The organism is Litorilinea aerophila, from assembly GCF_006569185.2.
Taxonomy (GTDB): domain Bacteria; phylum Chloroflexota; class Anaerolineae; order Caldilineales; family Caldilineaceae; genus Litorilinea; species Litorilinea aerophila.
Genome location: NZ_VIGC02000007.1, coordinates 16,812 through 36,088, shown reverse-complemented (window position 1 = coordinate 36,088; position 19,277 = coordinate 16,812). Strand labels below are relative to the sequence as shown.

Genomic DNA, 19,277 nt, shown 5'->3' with positions numbered 1-19,277 from the left:
TCCTTTCAGAGGGGGAAGAGCACGCTGATGCTCTCCCGGTAGTGGATCCGTCGGATGGCCTCGGCCAGGAGTGGCGCCACCGAGACCACCTCGATCTTGTCGCAGAAGGCCACTGGTTGGGTTTCGATGGAATCGGTCACGAAGAGCCGCTGGATGGGGCTGGCCATGATCTGCTGCATGGCGTCCTTGCTAAAGACGCCATGGGTCACGGCCGCGTAGACGGCCGTCGCGCCGGCAGCCACCAGTTGCCGGGCCGCCTCCACCAACGTCCCGCCGGAGATGACCACATCGTCGACGATGAGGGCGGTCTTGCCTTCCACGTCGCCGATGATGCGCAGGACGGTGGCCTGTTCGTCATGGCCCCGCCGTTCCTTGTCGCCGATGGCCAGGCCGGTCCCCAGGAAATCGGCATATTTGCGGGCCTGCTTGACAAAGCCCATGTCCGGCGAGACCACCACCAGGTTTTCCAACCCCTTGCAGCGCACGGCCTCCGCCAACACCGGCAGTCCGTCCAGATCATCCACCGGGAGGCGGAAGAAGCCCTGAATCTGGGGCGCGTGCAGGTCCAGCGTCACCACCCGGCTGGCGCCGGCGGCCTCGATGGCGTCGGCGCAGACCCGGGCGCGGATGGAGACCCGGGGCTCGTCCTTTTTGTCGCCCTTGCCGTAGCTGAAATAGGGGATGATCACGGTGATCTCCGCCGCGCTGGCCCGCTTCAGGGCGTCGATCCAGAAGAGCAGTTCCATGAAATGGTCGTTGGCCGGCCAGGCAGTGGACTGCACCAGGTAGACCCGTCGGCCCCGCACATTTTCGCCTACCTTGACAAAGGTGGTCCCCTCGGAAAAGTGGAAGACGTCCCGCCGGGCCGGCTCAATGCCCAAGTAGCGGCAGATGTTGGCGGTCAACTTGGGGCTGCCACTGCCCCCCACCACCACAATCTCATCGGCAGACATAAGGGATGAAATTCCTCCGCTGAAATTCTGCAACCGTCGGGCTCACGGAAGACGCCAGGGCTGGTCCGGATCAGACAAAATCGCCGGTGGTGCCCCGCCCTTTGGGCCGCAGCCAGGCCGCCCGCCGTTCCCGGGCCCGCACGTAGGTGTATTCGTCCAGGTTGGGCGGCGAGACATTGCCGTGGGATGGGTAGCGGGCGACCACCTCTTCCACAATGTCGACCCCCAGCCCTGGCCCCTCTGGCACCAGCATGAAGCCATCCACGATGGTGGGCTGGGGCTGCATGACCTCGTAGCGCTGGGGCACGTCGTCCTCCAGATGCTCCAGGATGAGGAAGTTGGGCAGGGTGGCGCAGAGGTGCACCGCTGCGATCTCGGCCACCGGGCCCAGGGAACCGTCGTGGGGGGCGAAGGTCACGTAATGGGCTTCGGCCAGCGCGGCGATCTTTTTCATCTGCAGGAGCCCGCCGGCCCGGCCGGTGTCCGGCTGGACCACATCAATGATCTCCCGCTCGATGAGCTCCCGCACGCCCCACATGCCCGCGTGACGTTCCCCGGCAGCGATGGGCAGATTGACGTGGGCCGCCACCCGGGCCAGGGCCTCCACATCCTCAGGCGCCACCGGATCTTCGTAAAACAGGAGGTCGTAGGCCTCCAGCGCCTGGCCCATGCGGATGGCGTCTTTGGTGGTCAGCCAGGGCGGGCCGTGGATGTCCACCATCAGGTCGATCTCCGGGCCGACAGCCCGGCGGATGGCGTCCACCTTGCTCAACGGATCGGTGACACCGCCGGTCTTCAGCGCGGTGAAGCCCCGCTCCACCAGCTCCTGAGCTCGCTCCGCCGAATGGGCGTGGGCGTAGAGGCGCACCCGGTCCCGGATCTTGCCGCCCAACAGCTCGGCCACCGGGACGCCCAGGGCCTTGCCCTTGATGTCCCAGAGGGCCATCTCGATGCCGGTCATGGCGCCGCTGCCCACGATGCCAGTCATGCCGTGGCCCATCATGGCCAGGTACATCTTCTGCCAGATCTTCTCGATCTCGAAGGGGTTTTCGCCCACCAGGATGGTGGCCAGATCCTGGATGGCCGTTTCCACCACCCGGGGCCAGCCGCTGGCCTCGCCTACGCCATAAATGCCCTCATCGGTGAAAACCTTGACGAAGAGCCAGTTGCGGGCCTTCCAGCCGCTGCTGTTCGGCACGTTGGCGTGCATCAGATAGGTTTTGATCTCGGTAATTTTCACACTTCACCTCGTTTTGCCAGGGCATGGTGCATTGGTGTTTTGACAGAGACGTGGAGAATGGGAGCAGGAAAGAGGGACCAGGCTCAGGGAACCCGAACCCGGGCCATGGAGTAGGCGTCCACATACGCACCCCCGCGGAAGGCAAAGGCCGTATGGGTACCTTCGATGACAAAGCCGAACTTCTGGTAAAGGGCCAGGGCCGCGTCGTTGTCGGTGTACACGTCCAGTTCAACGCGGGTGAGCCCCAGCCAGTTGTCGGCCAGGTCCAGGGCGGAGTGCATGAGCGCGGTCCCCACGCCCCGGCCCTGCCAGTCATCCCGCACGGCCATGCCGATGTGCCCCACGTGGCGCCGGCGCGGGTTGGTGGAGATGGAGAGGGTCAGGCCACCGACCACCTCGCCCTCGACACAGGCCACCAGCGCAAAGCGGTTGTCGACCGATTCTTCCACCCACTTGCGGTAGTGCTCCGCAGAACGGAAGGGCAGCTGCAGGGTTCCTGCCGCGGCGCGGGGACCGGTGTAGATGCGGTGCAAAGCCAGGTAATCCCCAGGCTCCGCGTGGCGCACGACGATTTCCATCGGGTTCTCCTCATGGAACGGATCCACAGATCAGAGCAGAGCATCCACACCAGGTTCCAGGTCGATCTGGAGGGCGTCGTTCAGGCGGTTGAAGAAATTGGCCAGGGCGATGCGCACCGTCAGTTCCACCAGCTGGGCCTCGTCGAAGTGGGTCTGCAGCTCAGCCCAGAGGGAGCGGGGGACCCGCCGCGCGTCCCGGGTCACCTGTTCCGCGTAGGCCACCACCAGCTTTTCCAGGGGCGAGAGGTGGGGACTTTCGGCCGCCCGCCCCGCCCGGAGGTCGGCCAGGGCCCCGGGGGAGAGGCCGGCCTGCTCCCCCAGGGGTGTGTGATGGCTGACACAGTAGACGCAGCGGTTGAGGTGGCTGACCGTCAGCACGGCCAGCTCGATCAGGCGGCGCTCCACCCGGCTCTCCTCCTGAAAACCCAGGTAAAGGGTCACCAGGTCCCGGGCGATGCGCGGGTGATGGGCCAGGGTGAGCACCTGGTTCATGAACTGGGGCAGGCGCTCCTGGGCCTGGTGGACGACTTCCTGCAAAGAAGGATCCACCTGGTCCAGCGCCAGTGGTTCCAATCTGGCCATGGCTCTGCCACTCCCGGATCAACCCTGCAGGACAGCCAGCAGCCGATCCAGCACCACCTGTTCTTCCCCGTCAGCCAGGGTCATGGGGTTCAGGTAGATGCCGTCGGCGCCGGCCAGGGCCACGGCAATGGACGGCGTTCCCTGGGCCAGCCGGGCCACCACCTCGTCCCGGCTGAGGCCAATCTGCGCGGCATCGAAGGTCACCCGTGCCCGGGGCAGGGGCTGGCCGGCCTCGTTGGGGAAGGAACGCTCCGCTTTGACACCGGGGATCTGGTTCAGGGCAGCGCACCAGCCGGCCACCACCTCTTCGTCCTGGGAAGCCCGGGCCTCGTGATCCAGCGCCAGGTAGCGTTTGACCGCGGCCAGCAGACCGACCATCTCCTCCTTGCCCACCTTCATGGGGCGACCGATGCTGTGGTTGGGGTTGCCGTTGAGGCGGATAGCCTCGATGAGGTCCTTACGGCCCACCACCAGGCCCGAGGATTGGGGCCCCCGCAGGTCCTTGCCGCCGCTGAAGATGGCCAGGGCCGCGCCCATCTGGGTGAAACGCCAGAGGTTTTCCACCGGCGGCAACTGGGCGGCCGCATCCACCACCACCGGCACACCCCGCGCGCTGGCAATCTCGATGACGGTCTCCAGGGGCAGGTCCCCCCGGCCGGTCATGGCCCCCTGGAACCAGAAGACCGCTGCGGTCCGTTCGTTGATGGCCCGCTCCAGCTCCCAGGGCGCGGTACCGGTGGCGTAGCCGATCTCCACCAGCTTCACCCCCACCTGCCGCACCGCGTGGTCGTAGCCGTTGCGGTGGGATTTGTGGACGATCACTTCGTTCTTCAGGCCGGTCAGGTCTGGCAACTGGCGGATGGCAGCCGGGTCGGTGCCGGTGATGCAGGCGGCCGTGGCCAGGACCAGGCCCGCTGCGGCGCCGGCGCTGACGTAGGCCGCTTCGTTGTGGGTCAGCCGGGCCAGCTCTTCACCGACCCGTCGTTGCAGTTCGTCCAGGTCCACAAAATGCCTGGACGCTTCGACCATGGCCTCGATCACTTCGGGCGGCATGAGGGAGCCGCCCAGCCGGGTCAGGGTTGCGCTGGCGTTGATGATGGGGCGGATGCCCAGTTCTTCATAGATGGACATGGTGCGGCCTCGATTTCCAGAGCATGCAGATGGTGGCTGGCAGGTTGGGAGATTGGAGGATTAGGAGATTGGGGCATTAGGGGATTGGGTGATTGGGCGCCTGTTCCGAAAATCCCCCCAATTGCCCAATCACCCAATTCCCCATTACCGAATCCCTAATCCCCTAATTGAACACCAGATCACAGGCTTCAGGCGGCATCCAGTGGGCGTCTTTACCTTCCCACTTCACGTTGCAGCCGATGGGGTTGGTCAGGGGGACGCTGACAGGCTTGCCGGCCAGGTGCTCCTCCAGGGCCTGCTCCAGGTTGTTGACGGTCATCTTGCTGGGATCTTTGGGGCTGTCGATGCCGCGGCCGGTGTAGATCAGGCGGCGATCCTTGTCAAAGACGTAGAAGTGGGGCGTGCGCAACGCGCCGTAGGCCAGCGCCACCTCCTGGGATTCATCCCGCAGGTAGATCCAGGGGAACTGGTGGGTCTTCATGCGCTCCACCATGTGGTCGAAATCGTCGTCGGGGTGGGTGTTGGCACTGTTGGAGTTGATGCCCACAAACTTGACGCCCCGAGGCATGAACTTCTCAGCCGTCTGGCGGGTGATCTCGTCCGAACCCAGCACATAGGGGCAGTGGTTGCAGGTAAAGAAGACGACCAGCACCTCTGCATCGTCAAAGTCGGAAAGCTGGTAGGTCTTGCCGTCGGTGGCCGGGAGCTTGAAATCCGGGGCCTTTTCGCCGATCTGCAAGGTAAAAGCCATGGGTTTTCTCCTTTCGTGGATACGATTGACCAGCGAGGAGCTCCTGTACATTGTACTATTTCTCCAGCGTCCAGACAATCCGGGGGATCATCCTTCGCCAGTAGGGGCAGGCCCCCGTGCCCGTCCGGTGTCGCCAGGCCCACACGGCCACCTTCGGCGGGCCAGAGGCCCGCCCTACGTACCCGTTGCACCCAAACCGTACGGATGGCGACCCTTGCCGTAGGTGCGGTCTCCGGCCGCACGGTTTCGCCACATCCAGGCGGGTGAAGGGAGGGCGACCAGGCGCAGCATGTAGGGGCGAATCATGATTCGCCCCGCCTACGACATGGCGCCCGTTTCCGTAGGGGCGGGCCCCCGTGCCCGCCCGATGGTGCCAATCGGGAAAGGGTACCGGGTTGCCGTAGGGGCGGCTCCCAGCCGCCCATTGGTGCCACATCCAGGCGGGTGAAAGGATGGTCATCATGCTGCCCACGCCTCCCCAGGCCCAAAACAAAGGGCCGCCCAGGGGGCTGGGCGGCCCTAATCCCCGAAGCACCGATCTTATTCGGGCAGCGGAAGGTCCAGAATGGCCTGCACCTTCTCCTCGATCACCGGTGCGTGCTCTTCCCACGAGACCTCACCCTCCCAGATCAGGTCGATCTCGTTCTGGAAGGTGTTGTTGGCCTCGGTGAAGCGGGTGTTCTTGGGCATGGGATACGGCTCGATGCCCGCGGTGAGCAGCCGGTCGGTGACGCCGAACATGCGGTTGATCTCGTTCACCTTGGGATCGGTCCAGGCAGACTTGTGGCCGTTGGGCTGCAGCTTGCCGTCCAGCACCATGGAGATGCCTGCCTCGGTGGAGGAGTAGAGCTTGAGCAGCTCCCACGCCTCTTCCGGGTATTTGGTGGCCGAGTTGATCATGTGCTGGTTGCCGGAGTAGCAGGTCCCCTGGCGCCCTTCCGGCCCCACAGGCAACAGGACCGCGTCCATCTCGAACTTGCCGCCGATCTGATTCAGGAAGCTGTTCACGTTGCCCACGGTGCTGGCGTGGGTGGCGCTGAAGCCGGCCACGAAGAGCCGCCCGGCGGAGCCTTCGATGTAGTCGGCCTTACGGGGTGCGACCTTGCTCTCCAGCAGGTCCACGTACCAGGCGCCGATCTCCCGGTGCAGGTCGGTGTTGAAGGTCAGGCGAGTCCCCTCCGCGTCCATGATCCAGGACTCGGTGGAGTCCGGGCTGCCCCAGGAGCGGGAGAAGTTGCTGTAGTAGTGCATGGCGCTCATGCTGTCGAAGCCCAGGCCGAAAATGCCGGCCGCCTCGTCTGCCGCCGCCTTGGCCAGCTCCGTCCAGTCGCTGATGGTCCAGCCTTCCTGGGGCTCGGGCAGGCCCTTGTCCGCCAGGATCTGCTTGTTGTAGCTGACGGCGATGTTGCCGCCCGGGTGTACCACGCCCGGCATGCTGAAGTTCTTGCCGTTCCACGAGTTGCCGGCCATGACGCTGGGGTAGATGTCGTCGAAATCCGCCGGCGGATCCGAAGCCAGCAGGTCGTCGATCTCCATGTAGATGCCCTTCAGGTAGTTGATGAAGAGCCAGCGATGGTGGCCATAGAGGAGATCCTGCAGGGTGCCCGAGATGAAGCCGGTCTGGGTCTTGGTCTCGATCTCGCTGTAGATGGTCTCCTCGATGATGACCTTGATGCCCGTCTCCTGCTGGAAGCGCTCGCCGAAAATGGTGGGCATAACGCTCTGGCCGGCTTCCGGCGGCACCTGAACCCGCAGGGTCACGTCGGTGGCCGCGGGCTCCCCAGAGGCGCCGGTGGCCTCGGTGGCGCCGCCCGAGGAGGCAGGCCCCGGCGCGGCACAGGCGGCCATTACCTGGGCGCCCAAGGCCCCCAGCCCGGTGACGGCCAGGCCCTGCAAGAATTTTCGACGGGTTACGTTGTTTCGTAACATGGCAGTGCTCCTTTTTTGGGTAGGTTGAACCAATACAACAACGCCAGGGGGGCGATGAAACCAGATCCTTGCCGGGTCCGCAGGTTGTCCATCCAACCACTCTGCACTATGCTTGGACAGAACCCCGCTACCCGTCATCTCGATTTACTCACAACATTTACCCACAACTCCAGGGAGGCTCCATCATGGATCAAAACATGGACCAGGACCTGCACAAAACGCTCCAGTTGCGTCGGGTCATCAACGCCAGCGGCACCCTGACCGCCTACGGCCAGTCCGCTGTGCTGCCGGCCGCCGCCGAGGCCGCCTGTGCGGCCATGTCCCTCTTCTTCGAAATGGACGTGCTCCAGGCCCGGGCCAGCGCCCTCATTGCCCGGGTCACCGGGGCAGAAGCCGGCATGGTGACCGCCTGCGCATCGGCCGGCATCACCCTGGCCGTGGCCGCCTGCATGACCGGCACCGACCCGGCCCGGATCGCCCAACTGCCTGACACCGCCGGCATGCGGGACGAAGTCCTGCTGCAGATGGGCCATGCGGTGAACTACGGGGCACCGGTGACCCAGGCGGTACGCCTGGCCGGCGCCCAGGTCCGGCTGGTAGGGACGGTGAACAGTACCCCTGCGGCGCTGCTGGATACCAGCTTCACAGATCGAACGGCCGCAGCCCTCTTTGTGGTCTCCCACCACACCATCCAGTACGGCTACGTGCCCCTGCCCCGGTTTGTGGAGATCGCCCACGGCCACGGTGTTCCCGTGGTGGTGGACGCAGCGGCGGAGGAGCACATGTTGCCCAAACTCATCGCCACCGGCGCCGATCTGGTGATCTGTAGCGGCCACAAACATTTCCGGGCGCCCACCTCCGGCCTCATGGCCGGTCGGTTAGACCTGATCCAGGCCGCCTACGCCCAGAACCGGGGGATCGGCCGGGGGATGAAGGTGGGCAAAGAAGGCATTGTGGGCCTCATGGCTGCGCTGGAGGCCTGGGAGCAGGGCTATCACCAGGCCCAGCAGGAGGCCGAGCAGCGGCGGATCCGCCGCATGGTAGAGCGCCTGCGCCACCTGGAAGGCATCCAGGTGCGTGAAGTCTGGCCAGAGCCGGACCCCTATCCCATCATGCGGGCCCGGGTGACGGTGGATCCGGAAGGAGCCGGGCTCAACGCCATGGCCCTCTCGGTGCTGCTGGCCGACGGCGACCCCACCATCAAGGTGCGGGGCCACCACGTGGAAGAGGGCTACTTCCTGATCGACCCCTTCAACCTGAGCGATGAAGAGGCGGAATTCATCTGTGAACGCATCGAAGCCATTGCCCGCCTGCCGCTGGCCGAAAAGCAGGCCATCATGCAGGAGCTGGCCGGCCTCAGCAGCGCCGATCTGTGGGCCCGGGGCGGTGAGTGGCCCTTCCTCTAATGCAATCCGGCGCAAATAGGCCAGAGATGCTTATCCAGTGCGTAGTGCGTGGTGGGTGTACCTGCCTACGCACCACGCCGTAGGTCCGGCCTCCCGGCCGGGCATGGGTGCCAGTAGGGATGCACGGCCGTGCGTCCCTACCTCCCCCCCGTCATGCAAGGACCCGTGGCCCACGTACCACAGATGCACGGCGATTTGACGCCCCTCACCGGTAATAGTGCGCGGCCCATTCTCCACCGGTCCACGACTGCCAGCGCTGGGGCACGATGCGAATCAGATACCGGGGCCGAGACGCGGTCAGCCGGGCGTAGCCGGGCCCCGGCTCCCCCATGTAGCGCAGAGCCATGTCGTCCACCAACTGTTGCAGTGTAGGGCTCTCCGCCGGTGCCGTGGGGCCTTCCACGATCTGGGCCTGCCCTTCTACCAGGACCCGGGTGTGCTCCAGGTGGAAGTCGTCGGCGATGTGGAGGGCCACGGCCGGGTTGTGCCGGATGTGGGCCACATACTGGGAACGCTCCCGGCCGACCACGTAGAAACAGCCCTCTTCCGGATCGTAGTGATACCAGACGGGTACCACATAGGGCGTGTTCTGGGGTGTCACCGTGGCCAGGCGTGCATTCCACGGGTGCCGCAGGAATTCATCCCGTTCCGCCGGGGTTAGCTTGCCGGTCTTCTGGGGCGGTTGGTAGTTTGTATTGAGCACGCTACTTCCTCGTCCAGGTCCAAAGTCGGCTGTCCAAAGTCTGCTGGCGAAATCAGCTGGCCAGATGGCGCTTGCCCTGTCCCTACTGCCAGTGGGGCGGCAGCAACGGCTCGCCGAAGCCGTAGCGCTGCGCCAGCCAGCTGGCCTGGTGCACGCCGTCCCGATAGCCTGAATGGGCGGTGGTGTACAGCTCGGGGGGGCGGGCAAAGGCCTGGATCAGCGGCGCCAATACGGCCGGCGACAGGGCATCCCGCTCGTTGCCGGTGACCAACACCGTGTCCGCAGCCACCTTGGGCGCGAAGTGGGTGGGCTCGAAGTAGGAGAGGGTGCGCCAGACCTCTCCCGCCTGTTCTGGATAGCTCCGGACGTAGTCGTTGAACTCTTCCAGCGGATAACTGCCCGTCTGGGGCGCCAGTTGGCTGGCCGCGTAGAAGAGGGTGGGCGCGAAGTAGAGGGCATCCACCTGGGGACGCAGGGCGGCGGTAAAGAGGGCCAGGTCGTCCCCCACCACCGCGATACGGTCGGCATCCACCTCCGGCCGCTGCAGCAGGAAGTCGATCACCCGGCAGCAGTCGGCCACAATGCCCCGGTAGACATAGGTGGATGGATCGGTGATGCCGGTGGTGAGCAGGCCGGGGTAGGCGGCGGCAAAGGGCTGGTCCGAGAGGCGCTGGCCCCGGTGGCGCAGGGCCACGGTGACGTAGCGCTGCCGCTCTTCGTAGGCGGCGATGTGCACCACGCTGCCGTAGCCCGGTGCGTGGTAGAGGACGGGAAAGGGGCCATCGCCCTTGGGTACGCTGTAGTAGGAGAAGATGCGGTACGGCCCGATGCTGGTGAGACGCAGCTCGTACAGGGTGGCAAAGTCGGTGCTGCGCATGGGGATGGGCGTCAGCTCCGCGGCGATGGGCAGGGCGGCCAGCTCATCCAGGGTGGCCGCCCAATAGCGGTCGAAATCGGCGGGTGCCGGTGGGATGGAAATCGTCATGGCGCTATCCTGGTTTGGCAATGGTGTCATCTCCCCATCAGGCGCCCATCAAATGGTGCCGGAAAAACTCGGCCACGATGGCGTCGTGTTCATAGCGGTTGGCGTCGTGGCCGTGCCCGGGGTAGGTGTACAGTTTTTTGTCGGGCGAGCCGATGGCTTCGAAGACGGCGAAACCGGTCTCCGGCGGGCAGACGTTGTCGTTGAGGCCGATGTTGACGATGATGGGACAACGGATCCGATCCACAAAGTTGATGCAGTCGAAGTAAGCCAGGGTCTCCTCCACCGCCGGGCGATGCTCTGGATGCAGGCGCAGATATTCGTTGATCTCCTCGTAGGGGTAGGAGTGGGTGAGTTCGATGGCATCGATCATGCCGGCCAGGTAGGGGGCCTGGGCCGCCGCGGCCCGCACCTCCGGGCGCATGGCTGCGGTGAGCAGGGTCAGCGCGCCGCCCTGGCTGCCCCCCTGCACGCCGATCCGGGCCGGATCCACTTCCGGGCGACTGAGGAGAAAGTCGATCACCCGCCAGGCGTCCACGTAGAAGCCCCGGTAGGCGTAAGTGTGGCGGTCGATGATGTTGTGGGTGAGCAGGCCGGGGTAGCCGGGGTTGTACTGGCGGTTGCTGCGCAGCTTGCCCCGGGGCGCGGCGCCGAAGGTGGCGTACCCCTGGCGGGCCTGGGCCTTGGGCAGGGTGGGCTCGCTGATGTAGCCCGGATAGTAGACCATGGCCGGCAGGGGTTCCGTGCGCTCCCGGGGCAGGCAATACCAGCCCGCCACCCGCACCCCATCCAGGCTGTCGTAGTAGACCTCAAAGACCTCCACCTCGGGCGTGGAGCGCAGGGGCACCGGCTTCATGATGGGGTTCAGGGGAATCCGGGCCGCCTGGGCCAACACCTCTTCCCAAAAGGCGTCAAAGTCGGCGGGTTTGACCACCCGGGTACCGTAGGTGGCGGGGTCTCCGGGGCGAGCCCTGTCCATGGCACTCATCTTCTTCTCGCTCCTGACATTTCTTCTCACTCTTGCAAAGGTGTCGACAGGACCACATTCGACCGGATTTGAGCCGGGTGCCATCCGCGCTGGGGAGTGCGTTTCAACGCACTTGGGGTGTGCTAGCCGATGATTTCAATCATCGGCCCAAGGCCGGCCACGGTCTCATGCAGCGCTACCAAGGTGGTGACATCCACGGCGAATCGAACGTGAGTCGAAACCGTGGAGATGAACGGCGGACGAGGAACGCCGATCGACCGCCCCCGCCCGCCCGTTCTCTTCGCTCAGGTGGGACGATCCAGGTCCAGGACAGCCTGGACCTTCTCCTGAATCACCGGCGCGTGCTCTTCCCACGAGACCTCCCCTTCCCAGATCAGGTCGATCTCGTTGCGGAAGATGTCGTTGGCCTCGGTGAAGCGGGTGTTCTTGGGCATGGGGAAGGGCTCGATGCCGGCGCTGAGGATGGAATCGCAGATGCCGTAGATGGTGCTGACCTTGTTGACATCGGGATGGGTCCAGGCAGACTTGTGGCCGTTGGGCATGCGGATACCGGTCACCACCTGGTAGACGCCGGCGTCGATGGAGCTGTAGTATTTGAGCAGGCCGTAGGCTTCTTCGGGGTACTTGCTGGCCGAGTTGATCATGAACTGGTTGCCCGAATAGCAGGTGCCCTGGCGGCCTTCGGGGCCAACGGGCAAGAGGATGACGCCCAGTTCGAACTTGTCCTCGATGAGGCGGACGTTGTTGGCCACCACGCCGGCGTTGCTGGCATAGGTAGCAGACTTGCCGGCCAGGAAGATGTTGTTGGCGTTGCCCTCGATGTAGTCGGCCTGGCGGGGCGCGACCTTGCTCTCCAGCAAGTCCAGATACCAGGCGGCAATCTGGCCGTGGAGGGGCGTATAGTAGGTCAGGCGCGTCCCCTCTTCATCCATCACCCAGCCATCCCGGGAGTCCGGTGCGCCAAAACTGCGGGAGGTGTTGCTGTAGTAGTGGAAGGAGTTCATCCCTTCAAAGCCCAGGCCGAAGATCCCCGCCTCCGGGTCGGCGGCGGACCGGGCCAGCTCCGTCCAGTCGTCAAAGGTCCAGCCTGGCTGAGGTTCCGGCAGGCCTTTTTCTTCCAGCATGGTCTTGTTGTAGTTGACGGCGATGTTCCCGCCGGGGTGGACGTGCACCGGGATGCTGAAGTTCTTGCCCTCGAAGGCGTTGCCCTCCAGGACGCTGGGGTAGATGTCCTCGAAGTCAGGCAGGGGATCCGAGGCCCAGAGGTCGTCCAATTCCAGGTAGATGCCCTTCAAATAATTGATGAAAAGCCAGCGATGATGGCCGTAGACCACATCTTGCAGGGTGCCTGAAATAAAGCCTGTCTGGGTTTTGGTCTCGATCTCGCCGTAGATGGTCTCCTCGATGACCACCTGAATGCCGGTGTCTTCCTGGTAGCGCTTGGCAAACTCGGTGGCCATCTGGGCGCCGCCGCCGGCCGCGGCCTGCACCCGCAGGGTGACCGCAGCCGCCGCCGGTGCCGAGGTGGAATCGGTGGCGCCCGGGGCTTCCGTGGTGTTGGGCGCCGGCGCGGCACAGGCAGCCAGCACCTGGGCGCCCAGGGCCCCCAGGCCGGTGGCGGCCATTCCGTGGAGAAATCGCCTGCGGGACATCGGTTTTCGAAACATCGGGTTCCTCCTTTGTACAGCAGAACTCAACGACTCCTAAAACGATATTTCGCCAGAAGCTTCCGCCAGGCGGTGCGTTCCCACGGGGAGCGCCGAAAAGAATGGGGAGCGTTTTCGGCTGCCTTCCCCAGGCCAGGGTGCGCCCCGCCCTGGACGAACCAGGGCGGAAGCCCTCACAAACGGGTATGGGTCGCGGCCTCGTTGGGCTGGAGGCGCAGGGCTGGGGACACCAGGCGCCTTCCCGGCCCCTCCGCTCATCCCTTGATGCCAGACATCACAATCCCCTGGACAAAAAACCGCTGGCCCAGGAAGAAAATGATGATAACCGGAAGCATGGAAAGGATGCAGGCCGCCATCAACAGGTGTTGCATGGGCTCGCCGCCCACTTCGGGCGAGTTGTTGAAGAACTGCAGGCCCACAGACACGGTAAACTTTTCGGGGGAGTTGAGGTAGATCAGGGGCCCCAGGAAGTCGCTCCAGGTGGCGATGATGGTGATGATGCCCAGGGTCGCCAGCACCGGTTTGCACAAAGGCAAGAGGATCGACCAGAAGATGCGGAAGAAGCTGGCGCCGTCGATGAGCGCAGCCTCGTCCAGATCCCGGGGCAGGGACAGGAAGAACTGGCGCATGAGGAAGATGGCAAAGCCGCCGCCACCAAACCAGTAGGGCACCCACAGGGGCAAGAGGGTGTTGATCCAGCCCAGCTTGTGGAACAGCACGAACTGGGGAATCAGGGTGACCTGGGCCGGCAACATCATGGTGGCCAGGGTGATCAGGAAGAGGGCATCCCGCCCCCGGTACTCGAAACGGGCAAAGGAGTAGGCCACCAAAGAAGCCGTGACCAGGGTGCCGGCCGTGGCCAGGACCACCACAATGGTGGAGTTGAGGGCCCAGCGGATCACGGGGATGCGGGGGATGACCAGCACGTTGTAGTAGTTGGCCCACTGGGGCTCCGCCGGCACCAGGGGCGGCGGAAAGGCGAACATTTCCGCCGGCGTCTTCAGAGAGCTCATGAGCGTCCAGAAGAGGGGGAAGCCGAAGAGGACGCACAGGAAGAGCACCACCGCGTAGAGGATCACCCGGTTCGCGCGCAGCCGCATCGCGGGCGTGACCAGGGTTCGCGTCATGGTCGTCTGGGTCATGGCATCTGCCTCCTATCCGCCTTCATAGTGGACCCAACGGCGGGAGTAGGTCACCTGAATCCAGGTGAAGAGCATGAGGATGGCCGCCAGGATCCAGGCCAGCGCGCTGCCGTAGCCCAGCCGGAAGTACTGGAAGGCCTGGAAATAGATGTGCAGGGCGAAGAACCAGGTGGCATAGGACGGCCCCCCCTTGGTGGCCACCCAGGCGGTGGTGAAGACCTTCAGCGCGCCGATGACCGCCAGCACCACATTGAAGAAGATGGTCGGCGTCAAGAGCGGCAGGGTCACGTGGCGAAACTTCACCCACGAACTGGCGCCGTCGATATCCGCCGCTTCATAGAGCTCCTGGGGAACGCCCTGCAGGCCGGCCAGGAAGATGAGCATGGTGTTCCCACCCATGGCGGCCCAGACGTTGATCAGGATCACCGAATAGAGGGCCGAATCCCGGGAGGCCAGCCAGGCAGGCGGGTTCTCGATGCCGATGTTGCGCAGGAACAGGTTGACGGGGCCCAGCTTAGGCTGCAGCAGGAACGTCCAGACCACGGCCAGGGCCACGGCCGGGATCAGGTGGGGCACAAAGAAGATGGTCCGGTAGAGGTTAGTCCCCTTGAGCTTCTGGTTCAACAGCACGGCCAACACCAGCGCGCCTCCCACCGCAGCCGGGACGAAGGCAGCGGCAAAGGTAAAGGTGCGCCCCAGGGAAGGCCAGAAGAGGTCATCTGCGGTGAAGGCCTTGACATAGTTGGCCGCGCCGATCCAGCGGGGCGAGCCAATCACCGCGTACTCGGTGAAACCAAAGTAAAACGACGCCAGGATGGGACCGCCCCAGAAGATGATCAGGCCCAGAACCCAGGGCAGGGCGAAGACATAGCCCCAGAGGGCCCGGTGCATCTGAAACCTGGACTTGGCCCCGACCAACCTGGCGAGAAAGCCGGGGCCCGGCGACGAACCCGATCTTTGCATCCGATCTTGCGCGACTGCCACCTTACTCCTCCTGTACGCCCAAAAATCCTCGACCACACGGTTGCATCCGTCCAACCCAAAGCGCAGCCAGGCCAACAGGCCACCGCGCACCATGCATCACGTTCTATTTCTCTGCTACATCCGCTTCTCTGCTACATCCGCAGCTCCCAATACTCGGGCGGCGCTTCCGTCCACAGGGGCATGCTCAGCCCGCCCGGGTCGTAGACGATCTCACCCGCCCGGATGGTCATGGCACACTCCAGCTTTCGGTCCCCCATCATCCGGGCCCGGCCACAGTCGATGAAGCCGAACTCGCCGGTCAGGAGCTTGAGCACGGCCACATCCGCCTCTGCCCCCACCGAGAGGTGGCCCAGCTCCGGGTGGCCGATCTCCCGGGCCGGCGCCAGGGTGGAACGCTGGATCACGTCCGCCAGGGACATGCCCATGTTCAGGATCTTGCTCATGGTGGTGAGCATGTCCACCACCGCGCCGTGGACGTTGCGCACGTGCAGGTCGGTGCTGATGGAATCGGGGTAGAACCCCTGCTGGATGGCCGGCACCGCGTTGCGGAACCAGAAGCTGCCCGCGCCATGGCCCACGTCGAAGATCACGCCTCGCTCTCGGGCCTCAAACAGGATTCTGTTGGGTCTGCCGGCCTCGTCCAACACAGGAAACTGCTGGGCGAAGACGTGGGTGTGGATGTCGCCGGGGCGCATCTTCTCCAGGATCAGCTCCTCGTAGCTTCGCTCGGGCGGCCTGGGCCAGAAGTCCACCATCACCGGCTTCTGGCAGAGGTTGCCGGCGGCGATAGCCCGATCCACAGCCGCCCACGGAGGGTGTTCCGCATCCCAGGGCAGCCGCGTCCAGTAGTGGGCCGTCTTGATGCCCACACAGATCTCCGGGTAGGCCAGGACGACCGAGGCGGCCAGCTCCGGGTCCATGGTGCGGACGTCCTGCTCAAAGTCGCCGATCATGCCCTGGTCCACGATGTTGATGAAGGCGAAGATGCGGGTGCGGGCCAGGTCGATGACGGTGCGCTTGAAGTGGAGGAAGTGACGGGCGCCGGCGGTGCCCGTATCCACCACGGTGGTGACCCCAGAGCGGAAGCTGTGGGAGTCGGCCATGACGCTCAGGCCCTCCGGCTCCCGGGTGTGGTAGACGTGGACATGGATATCGATAAGGCCCGGCGTGACGTAGTGGCCGGAGACGTCCACCACCTGGGCAGCCAGGGCGGGGTTGATGTCCCGCTCCACCGCGGCGATGCGACCACCCGCGATGGCCACGTCCATGGGGCCGTCGATATGGTTCAATGGATCAATGGTATGACCATTTTTCAACAAGAGATCATAGATGGGCGCATCGGTCATAAATCACCTGGTAGAGTCTGGCGTCAATACCCCGGCAGAAATTCCGGGTGCCCTCGGGGCGCGCTCCCTTTGGTGGAAACCATCGGCGAACTTCTGCCGGGATTTACTAGATGACATGTACAAATGCCAAATGGATATGGATAAGGGCTGGATCACCCAGGCCGATATGCCTATCGACAGGCCAGGGGTACGACGGGAAAACACAACCCATGCCGCCGGACGACGCGAAAAGCGACGGCGCGGGCTCAATCCGAAGGGGGATGAAGCTGCTTCTGGTAGAGGGCCACCCCGTAGAACTCGTACGAAGCGGCCCGATCCGGCACGTCCACCACATGCACGGTGAAGCGGGCCGGGAGACCGTTGTCCGGACAATGGGTCTTGAAGAAATTGCTGTACGCCGTGCGGTAGGCAGCCCGTAGTCGCTCCTGCTCCCGCACGTAGCCCTCCGGATCCACCAGGGGGCTGGGACTCTTGGGCTGACAGCCAAAGGCGTGGATCTCCACGAAATCCACCTCGGCGATGGACTCGCAGATGCCGGCTTCCTGCAGCCACTTCTCCCAGCACTGAAAGACCAGGGGGATCTCCTTTTCGGGGTCCATGAAGGTGACGGTGTCCAACCCCAGCACGTTGGTGGCAGAGTATCCGCCTGTGAGGCCCGAAAAATAGATCTTCAGGTCCCCATCCGGCAGCTCCTCCACCACCAGGTTGGAAAGCACCGGGTCATCGCCTTCGTAGTAGTAAGTCAACTTGCCACGTTTTTTCACCTTGAAAGGCATGGGTATCTCCGCAGTTGAAGTGGCGTCGCGGCGTGGTACCTGTTGTCAGGGGTTGGTGGGTCTATTATACCCGGAATCGATAATTCGCCAAATGAACGAAATAAGGCCGGTGTTGGAAGCTCAAAGTGCGGGCAACCCACCGCCGTACCGGGCCACCGCGTCCAGGTCCAGCTGAATGCCCAGGCCCGGACCATCCGGGATGGCCAGCATGCCGTCCGGGTCCAGGTGCCAGCCCCCGTCTACCAGCTCGTCAATGTAGGGTGAGCCGGTGATGTATTCCACCAGGTCCGTGTGGGCAAAGGCTGAGGCCAGCTGCAGGTCGGCGGCCAGCCCCAGGGCCGTGTTCCAGCCGTGGGGGATGAAGCGCACACCGTTTTCCTGGGCCATCCAGCCGATACGTCGCTCTTCGCTGATGCCCCCCACTTTGGTCACGTCCGGCTGGACGATGTCGAAGGCGCCGGCCTGCAGCCAGGGCTGGAAGGACTGGCGCCGGGTCAACACCTCGCCGCCGGCGATGGGCACCGGCGCAGCCCGGCGCAGCTGCACGTAGTCCTCCAGCGCATCGGGCGAGAGGGGTTCCTCGAACCAGTAGACGTCGTACTCGGCCAGCATCTGGGCCGTGCGCAGGGCCCATTTGTAGCCGTTGCCCCAGTAGGCATCGCTGCCGCCCGCATCCACCATGAGCAGGGCATCCGGCCCCACTGCGTCCCGGGCGGCCCGCACAATGGCTTCATCCAGGGCGTGGCTCACCCGGCCAAAGGGCCCCCACCCCATCTTAAAGGCCCGGAAGCCCTGGTCTTTGATGGCCAGCAGATGATCCCGCAGCGGCTCCGGCCGATCCATGAGCAGGGAGGCATAGGGGCGCACCCGCTTCCGGTAGCGGCCGCCCAACAGCCGGCCCACCGGCTGGCCCGTGGCCTGCCCCAGGATGTTCCAGAGCGCGATGTCGATGCCGCTGATGGTATGGGTGATGGTGCCGCCCCGCCCCAGCCAGAACATATGCTGATGCAGCTTCTCGCTGACCCGCTCCGGCTCCAGGGCATTCTCGCCGGCATAGAGGGGCTCCAGCACCCGCAGGGCCGCCTGCACCAGGCCGTCGTTGGTGAAGACGCTGCCCCAGCCGGTCACGCCCTCGTCGGTGGTGACCGCGATGAGGGTGTGGACGCAATCTTCCGGGCGAATCTCGTTGCTCCAGCCGCCCTCCGGCGTCATGCCCCGCAGGCCAATGGCGTGGATTTCTCGGATCTTCATTTTGGCAGCCTTCCTGTCGCGGTCACCAGCGGATGTGGGACTGGACCGGCCCGGTGTGCTGGTCCGACCGGGGGGCGATGGGCCAGGCCCGCCACTCGTCCACAATCTCCATGAGGGCCTGTACCGCCGCCTCCAGGATGACTTGGCCCTTTTCGGCGGTGGCCTTGGTGGCGTCGCCGTGGACGCCCAGGTTGGTCCAGCGCCCCCAGTAGTCGTTGAAACGCACCGGATAGGTGTACATGCTGTCGGAGCTCATATACTTGCCCATGACATCGTCGCCCTTGCCGGCCTTGTCCATCTGCACCCGCTCCGGCGCCAGGGCCAGGTAGAGGGACGTTTCGAACTCGTCCGCGTGGGCCATGACCGCGGTCTCCTTGACCTGGTTGAAGGCCTCCATGGCCAGGCTGATGTAGTTCACGGCCGCGCAGAGGGAATCGGTCTCCAGCACCGTCTTGCGGGCCACCAGGTCGATGAGGGGGGTGTTGGAGCCATGGCCGTTGACGATGAGGATCTTTTTGAAGCCATGATAGGCCACGCTCTTGGTGATGTTCAGGCAGAAGGCAATGAAGACCTCTGGCTCGATGTGGATGGTCCCGGGGAAGTCGATGTGGTGCAGGTTGAGGCCATAGGCGATGGGCGGCAGCACCAGCACCTTGTCGGGGATGCGGCGCCCCAGCTCCAGGCAGACCGACTCGGCCAGGAAGACGTCCACATCCAGGGGCAGGTGACGGCCGTGCTGTTCGGTGGAGCCGGTGGGCAGGATGACCACCTTCTGCATGGCGATGGCCTCGTTCATCTCCGCCCAGGTCAGGCGGTTGTAGCGATACTCGGTGGCGGCGCTCATAACGGGTTGCTCCTTGTAATGGGG

18 protein-coding genes are annotated in these 19,277 nt (G+C 64.6%); 1 reads left to right on the top strand and 17 read right to left on the bottom strand.

What is annotated here, in order from left to right:
- Positions 1-5: 5 nt before the first annotated feature.
- The 7 genes from FKZ61_RS06570 to FKZ61_RS06540 form a co-directional block, all read right to left on the bottom strand.
- Entirely contained in the window at positions 6-953 is a 948-nt protein-coding gene (locus FKZ61_RS06570) for a ribose-phosphate diphosphokinase (protein ID WP_141609285.1), read from the bottom strand.
- A 70-nt stretch (positions 954-1,023) separates the two neighbouring features.
- A complete protein-coding gene (locus FKZ61_RS06565) occupies positions 1,024-2,193 on the bottom strand; it encodes a mandelate racemase/muconate lactonizing enzyme family protein (RefSeq protein WP_211358446.1) in 1,170 nt (389 codons plus the stop codon).
- Between the two features lie 83 nt (positions 2,194-2,276).
- Positions 2,277-2,771, bottom strand: coding sequence for a GNAT family N-acetyltransferase (locus tag FKZ61_RS06560; protein ID WP_141609284.1), 495 nt, complete (start codon positions 2,769-2,771; stop codon positions 2,277-2,279).
- Positions 2,772-2,801: 30 nt separating this feature from the next.
- The gene (locus FKZ61_RS06555) at positions 2,802-3,353 is read right to left on the bottom strand and encodes a carboxymuconolactone decarboxylase family protein (RefSeq protein WP_141609283.1); all 552 of its coding nucleotides are present in this window, start codon (positions 3,351-3,353) and stop codon (positions 2,802-2,804) included.
- An 18-nt stretch (positions 3,354-3,371) separates the two neighbouring features.
- Positions 3,372-4,484, bottom strand: coding sequence for an aminotransferase class V-fold PLP-dependent enzyme (locus FKZ61_RS06550; protein ID WP_141609282.1), 1,113 nt, complete (start codon positions 4,482-4,484; stop codon positions 3,372-3,374).
- A 163-nt stretch (positions 4,485-4,647) separates the two neighbouring features.
- Complete coding sequence (locus tag FKZ61_RS06545) at positions 4,648-5,235, bottom strand: thioredoxin family protein (protein WP_141609281.1); 588 nt, start codon at positions 5,233-5,235, stop codon at positions 4,648-4,650.
- Between the two features lie 540 nt (positions 5,236-5,775).
- Positions 5,776-7,164 (bottom strand): extracellular solute-binding protein, encoded by a 1,389-nt coding sequence (locus FKZ61_RS06540; protein ID WP_170199368.1) that lies wholly within the window; start codon positions 7,162-7,164, stop codon positions 5,776-5,778.
- A 185-nt stretch (positions 7,165-7,349) separates the two neighbouring features.
- Between FKZ61_RS06540 and FKZ61_RS06535 the strand changes: the two genes are divergently transcribed.
- Complete coding sequence (locus FKZ61_RS06535; protein ID WP_141609279.1) at positions 7,350-8,570, top strand: aminotransferase class V-fold PLP-dependent enzyme; 1,221 nt, start codon at positions 7,350-7,352, stop codon at positions 8,568-8,570.
- Positions 8,571-8,775: 205 nt separating this feature from the next.
- Here FKZ61_RS06535 and FKZ61_RS06530 read toward each other — a convergent pair whose 3' ends face one another.
- The 10 genes from FKZ61_RS06530 to FKZ61_RS06485 all read right to left on the bottom strand — a co-directional run bounded on the left by FKZ61_RS06530 (position 8,776) and on the right by FKZ61_RS06485 (position 19,253).
- Entirely contained in the window at positions 8,776-9,273 is a 498-nt protein-coding gene (locus FKZ61_RS06530) for a pyridoxamine 5'-phosphate oxidase family protein (protein WP_170199366.1), read from the bottom strand.
- Between the two features lie 82 nt (positions 9,274-9,355).
- Positions 9,356-10,258, bottom strand: coding sequence for an acetylxylan esterase (locus FKZ61_RS06525; protein ID WP_170199364.1), 903 nt, complete (start codon positions 10,256-10,258; stop codon positions 9,356-9,358).
- 37 nt (positions 10,259-10,295) lie between these two features.
- Positions 10,296-11,243, bottom strand: coding sequence for an acetylxylan esterase (locus FKZ61_RS06520; RefSeq protein WP_170199362.1), 948 nt, complete (start codon positions 11,241-11,243; stop codon positions 10,296-10,298).
- A gap of 284 nt (positions 11,244-11,527) precedes the next feature.
- Positions 11,528-12,910: a substrate-binding domain-containing protein gene (locus FKZ61_RS06515; RefSeq protein WP_141609275.1), complete on the bottom strand. Its 1,383-nt coding sequence runs from the start codon at positions 12,908-12,910 to the stop codon at positions 11,528-11,530.
- Positions 12,911-13,164: 254 nt separating this feature from the next.
- Positions 13,165-14,052 (bottom strand): carbohydrate ABC transporter permease, encoded by an 888-nt coding sequence (locus FKZ61_RS06510; RefSeq protein ID WP_141609274.1) that lies wholly within the window; start codon positions 14,050-14,052, stop codon positions 13,165-13,167.
- A 12-nt stretch (positions 14,053-14,064) separates the two neighbouring features.
- Positions 14,065-14,943, bottom strand: coding sequence for a carbohydrate ABC transporter permease (locus tag FKZ61_RS06505; RefSeq protein ID WP_170199360.1), 879 nt, complete (start codon positions 14,941-14,943; stop codon positions 14,065-14,067).
- Between the two features lie 224 nt (positions 14,944-15,167).
- Positions 15,168-16,382: an amidohydrolase/deacetylase family metallohydrolase gene (locus FKZ61_RS06500; protein WP_141609272.1), complete on the bottom strand. Its 1,215-nt coding sequence runs from the start codon at positions 16,380-16,382 to the stop codon at positions 15,168-15,170.
- 245 nt (positions 16,383-16,627) lie between these two features.
- Complete coding sequence (locus FKZ61_RS06495) at positions 16,628-17,158, bottom strand: hypothetical protein (RefSeq protein WP_141609271.1); 531 nt, start codon at positions 17,156-17,158, stop codon at positions 16,628-16,630.
- A gap of 120 nt (positions 17,159-17,278) precedes the next feature.
- On the bottom strand, positions 17,279-18,409 hold the full coding sequence (locus tag FKZ61_RS06490) for a mandelate racemase/muconate lactonizing enzyme family protein (RefSeq protein ID WP_141609270.1): 1,131 nt from the start codon (positions 18,407-18,409) through the stop codon (positions 17,279-17,281).
- 22 nt (positions 18,410-18,431) lie between these two features.
- Positions 18,432-19,253: a creatininase family protein gene (locus FKZ61_RS06485; protein WP_170199358.1), complete on the bottom strand. Its 822-nt coding sequence runs from the start codon at positions 19,251-19,253 to the stop codon at positions 18,432-18,434.
- Positions 19,254-19,277: the final 24 nt, after the last annotated feature.

Bases quoted from the DNA above. Each gene is read 5' to 3' on its own strand.
- FKZ61_RS06560 (WP_141609284.1), bottom strand. From the start codon at position 2,771: ATGGAAATCGTCGTGCGCCACGCGGAGCCTGGGGATTACCTGGCTTTG.
- FKZ61_RS06520 (WP_170199362.1), bottom strand. From the start codon at position 11,243: ATGAGTGCCATGGACAGGGCTCGCCCCGGAGACCCCGCCACCTACGGT.
- FKZ61_RS06515 (WP_141609275.1), bottom strand. From the start codon at position 12,910: ATGTTTCGAAAACCGATGTCCCGCAGGCGATTTCTCCACGGAATGGCC.
- FKZ61_RS06545 (WP_141609281.1), bottom strand. From the start codon at position 5,235: ATGGCTTTTACCTTGCAGATCGGCGAAAAGGCCCCGGATTTCAAGCTC.
- FKZ61_RS06510 (WP_141609274.1), bottom strand. From the start codon at position 14,052: ATGACCCAGACGACCATGACGCGAACCCTGGTCACGCCCGCGATGCGG.
- FKZ61_RS06555 (WP_141609283.1), bottom strand. From the start codon at position 3,353: ATGGCCAGATTGGAACCACTGGCGCTGGACCAGGTGGATCCTTCTTTG.
- FKZ61_RS06500 (WP_141609272.1), bottom strand. From the start codon at position 16,382: ATGACCGATGCGCCCATCTATGATCTCTTGTTGAAAAATGGTCATACC.
- FKZ61_RS06550 (WP_141609282.1), bottom strand. From the start codon at position 4,484: ATGTCCATCTATGAAGAACTGGGCATCCGCCCCATCATCAACGCCAGC.
- FKZ61_RS06505 (WP_170199360.1), bottom strand. From the start codon at position 14,943: ATGCACCGGGCCCTCTGGGGCTATGTCTTCGCCCTGCCCTGGGTTCTG.
- FKZ61_RS06485 (WP_170199358.1), bottom strand. From the start codon at position 19,253: ATGAGCGCCGCCACCGAGTATCGCTACAACCGCCTGACCTGGGCGGAG.
- FKZ61_RS06490 (WP_141609270.1), bottom strand. From the start codon at position 18,409: ATGAAGATCCGAGAAATCCACGCCATTGGCCTGCGGGGCATGACGCCG.
- FKZ61_RS06570 (WP_141609285.1), bottom strand. From the start codon at position 953: ATGTCTGCCGATGAGATTGTGGTGGTGGGGGGCAGTGGCAGCCCCAAG.
- FKZ61_RS06535 (WP_141609279.1), top strand. From the start codon at position 7,350: ATGGATCAAAACATGGACCAGGACCTGCACAAAACGCTCCAGTTGCGT.
- FKZ61_RS06525 (WP_170199364.1), bottom strand. From the start codon at position 10,258: ATGACGATTTCCATCCCACCGGCACCCGCCGATTTCGACCGCTATTGG.
- FKZ61_RS06495 (WP_141609271.1), bottom strand. From the start codon at position 17,158: ATGCCTTTCAAGGTGAAAAAACGTGGCAAGTTGACTTACTACTACGAA.
- FKZ61_RS06540 (WP_170199368.1), bottom strand. From the start codon at position 7,164: ATGTTACGAAACAACGTAACCCGTCGAAAATTCTTGCAGGGCCTGGCC.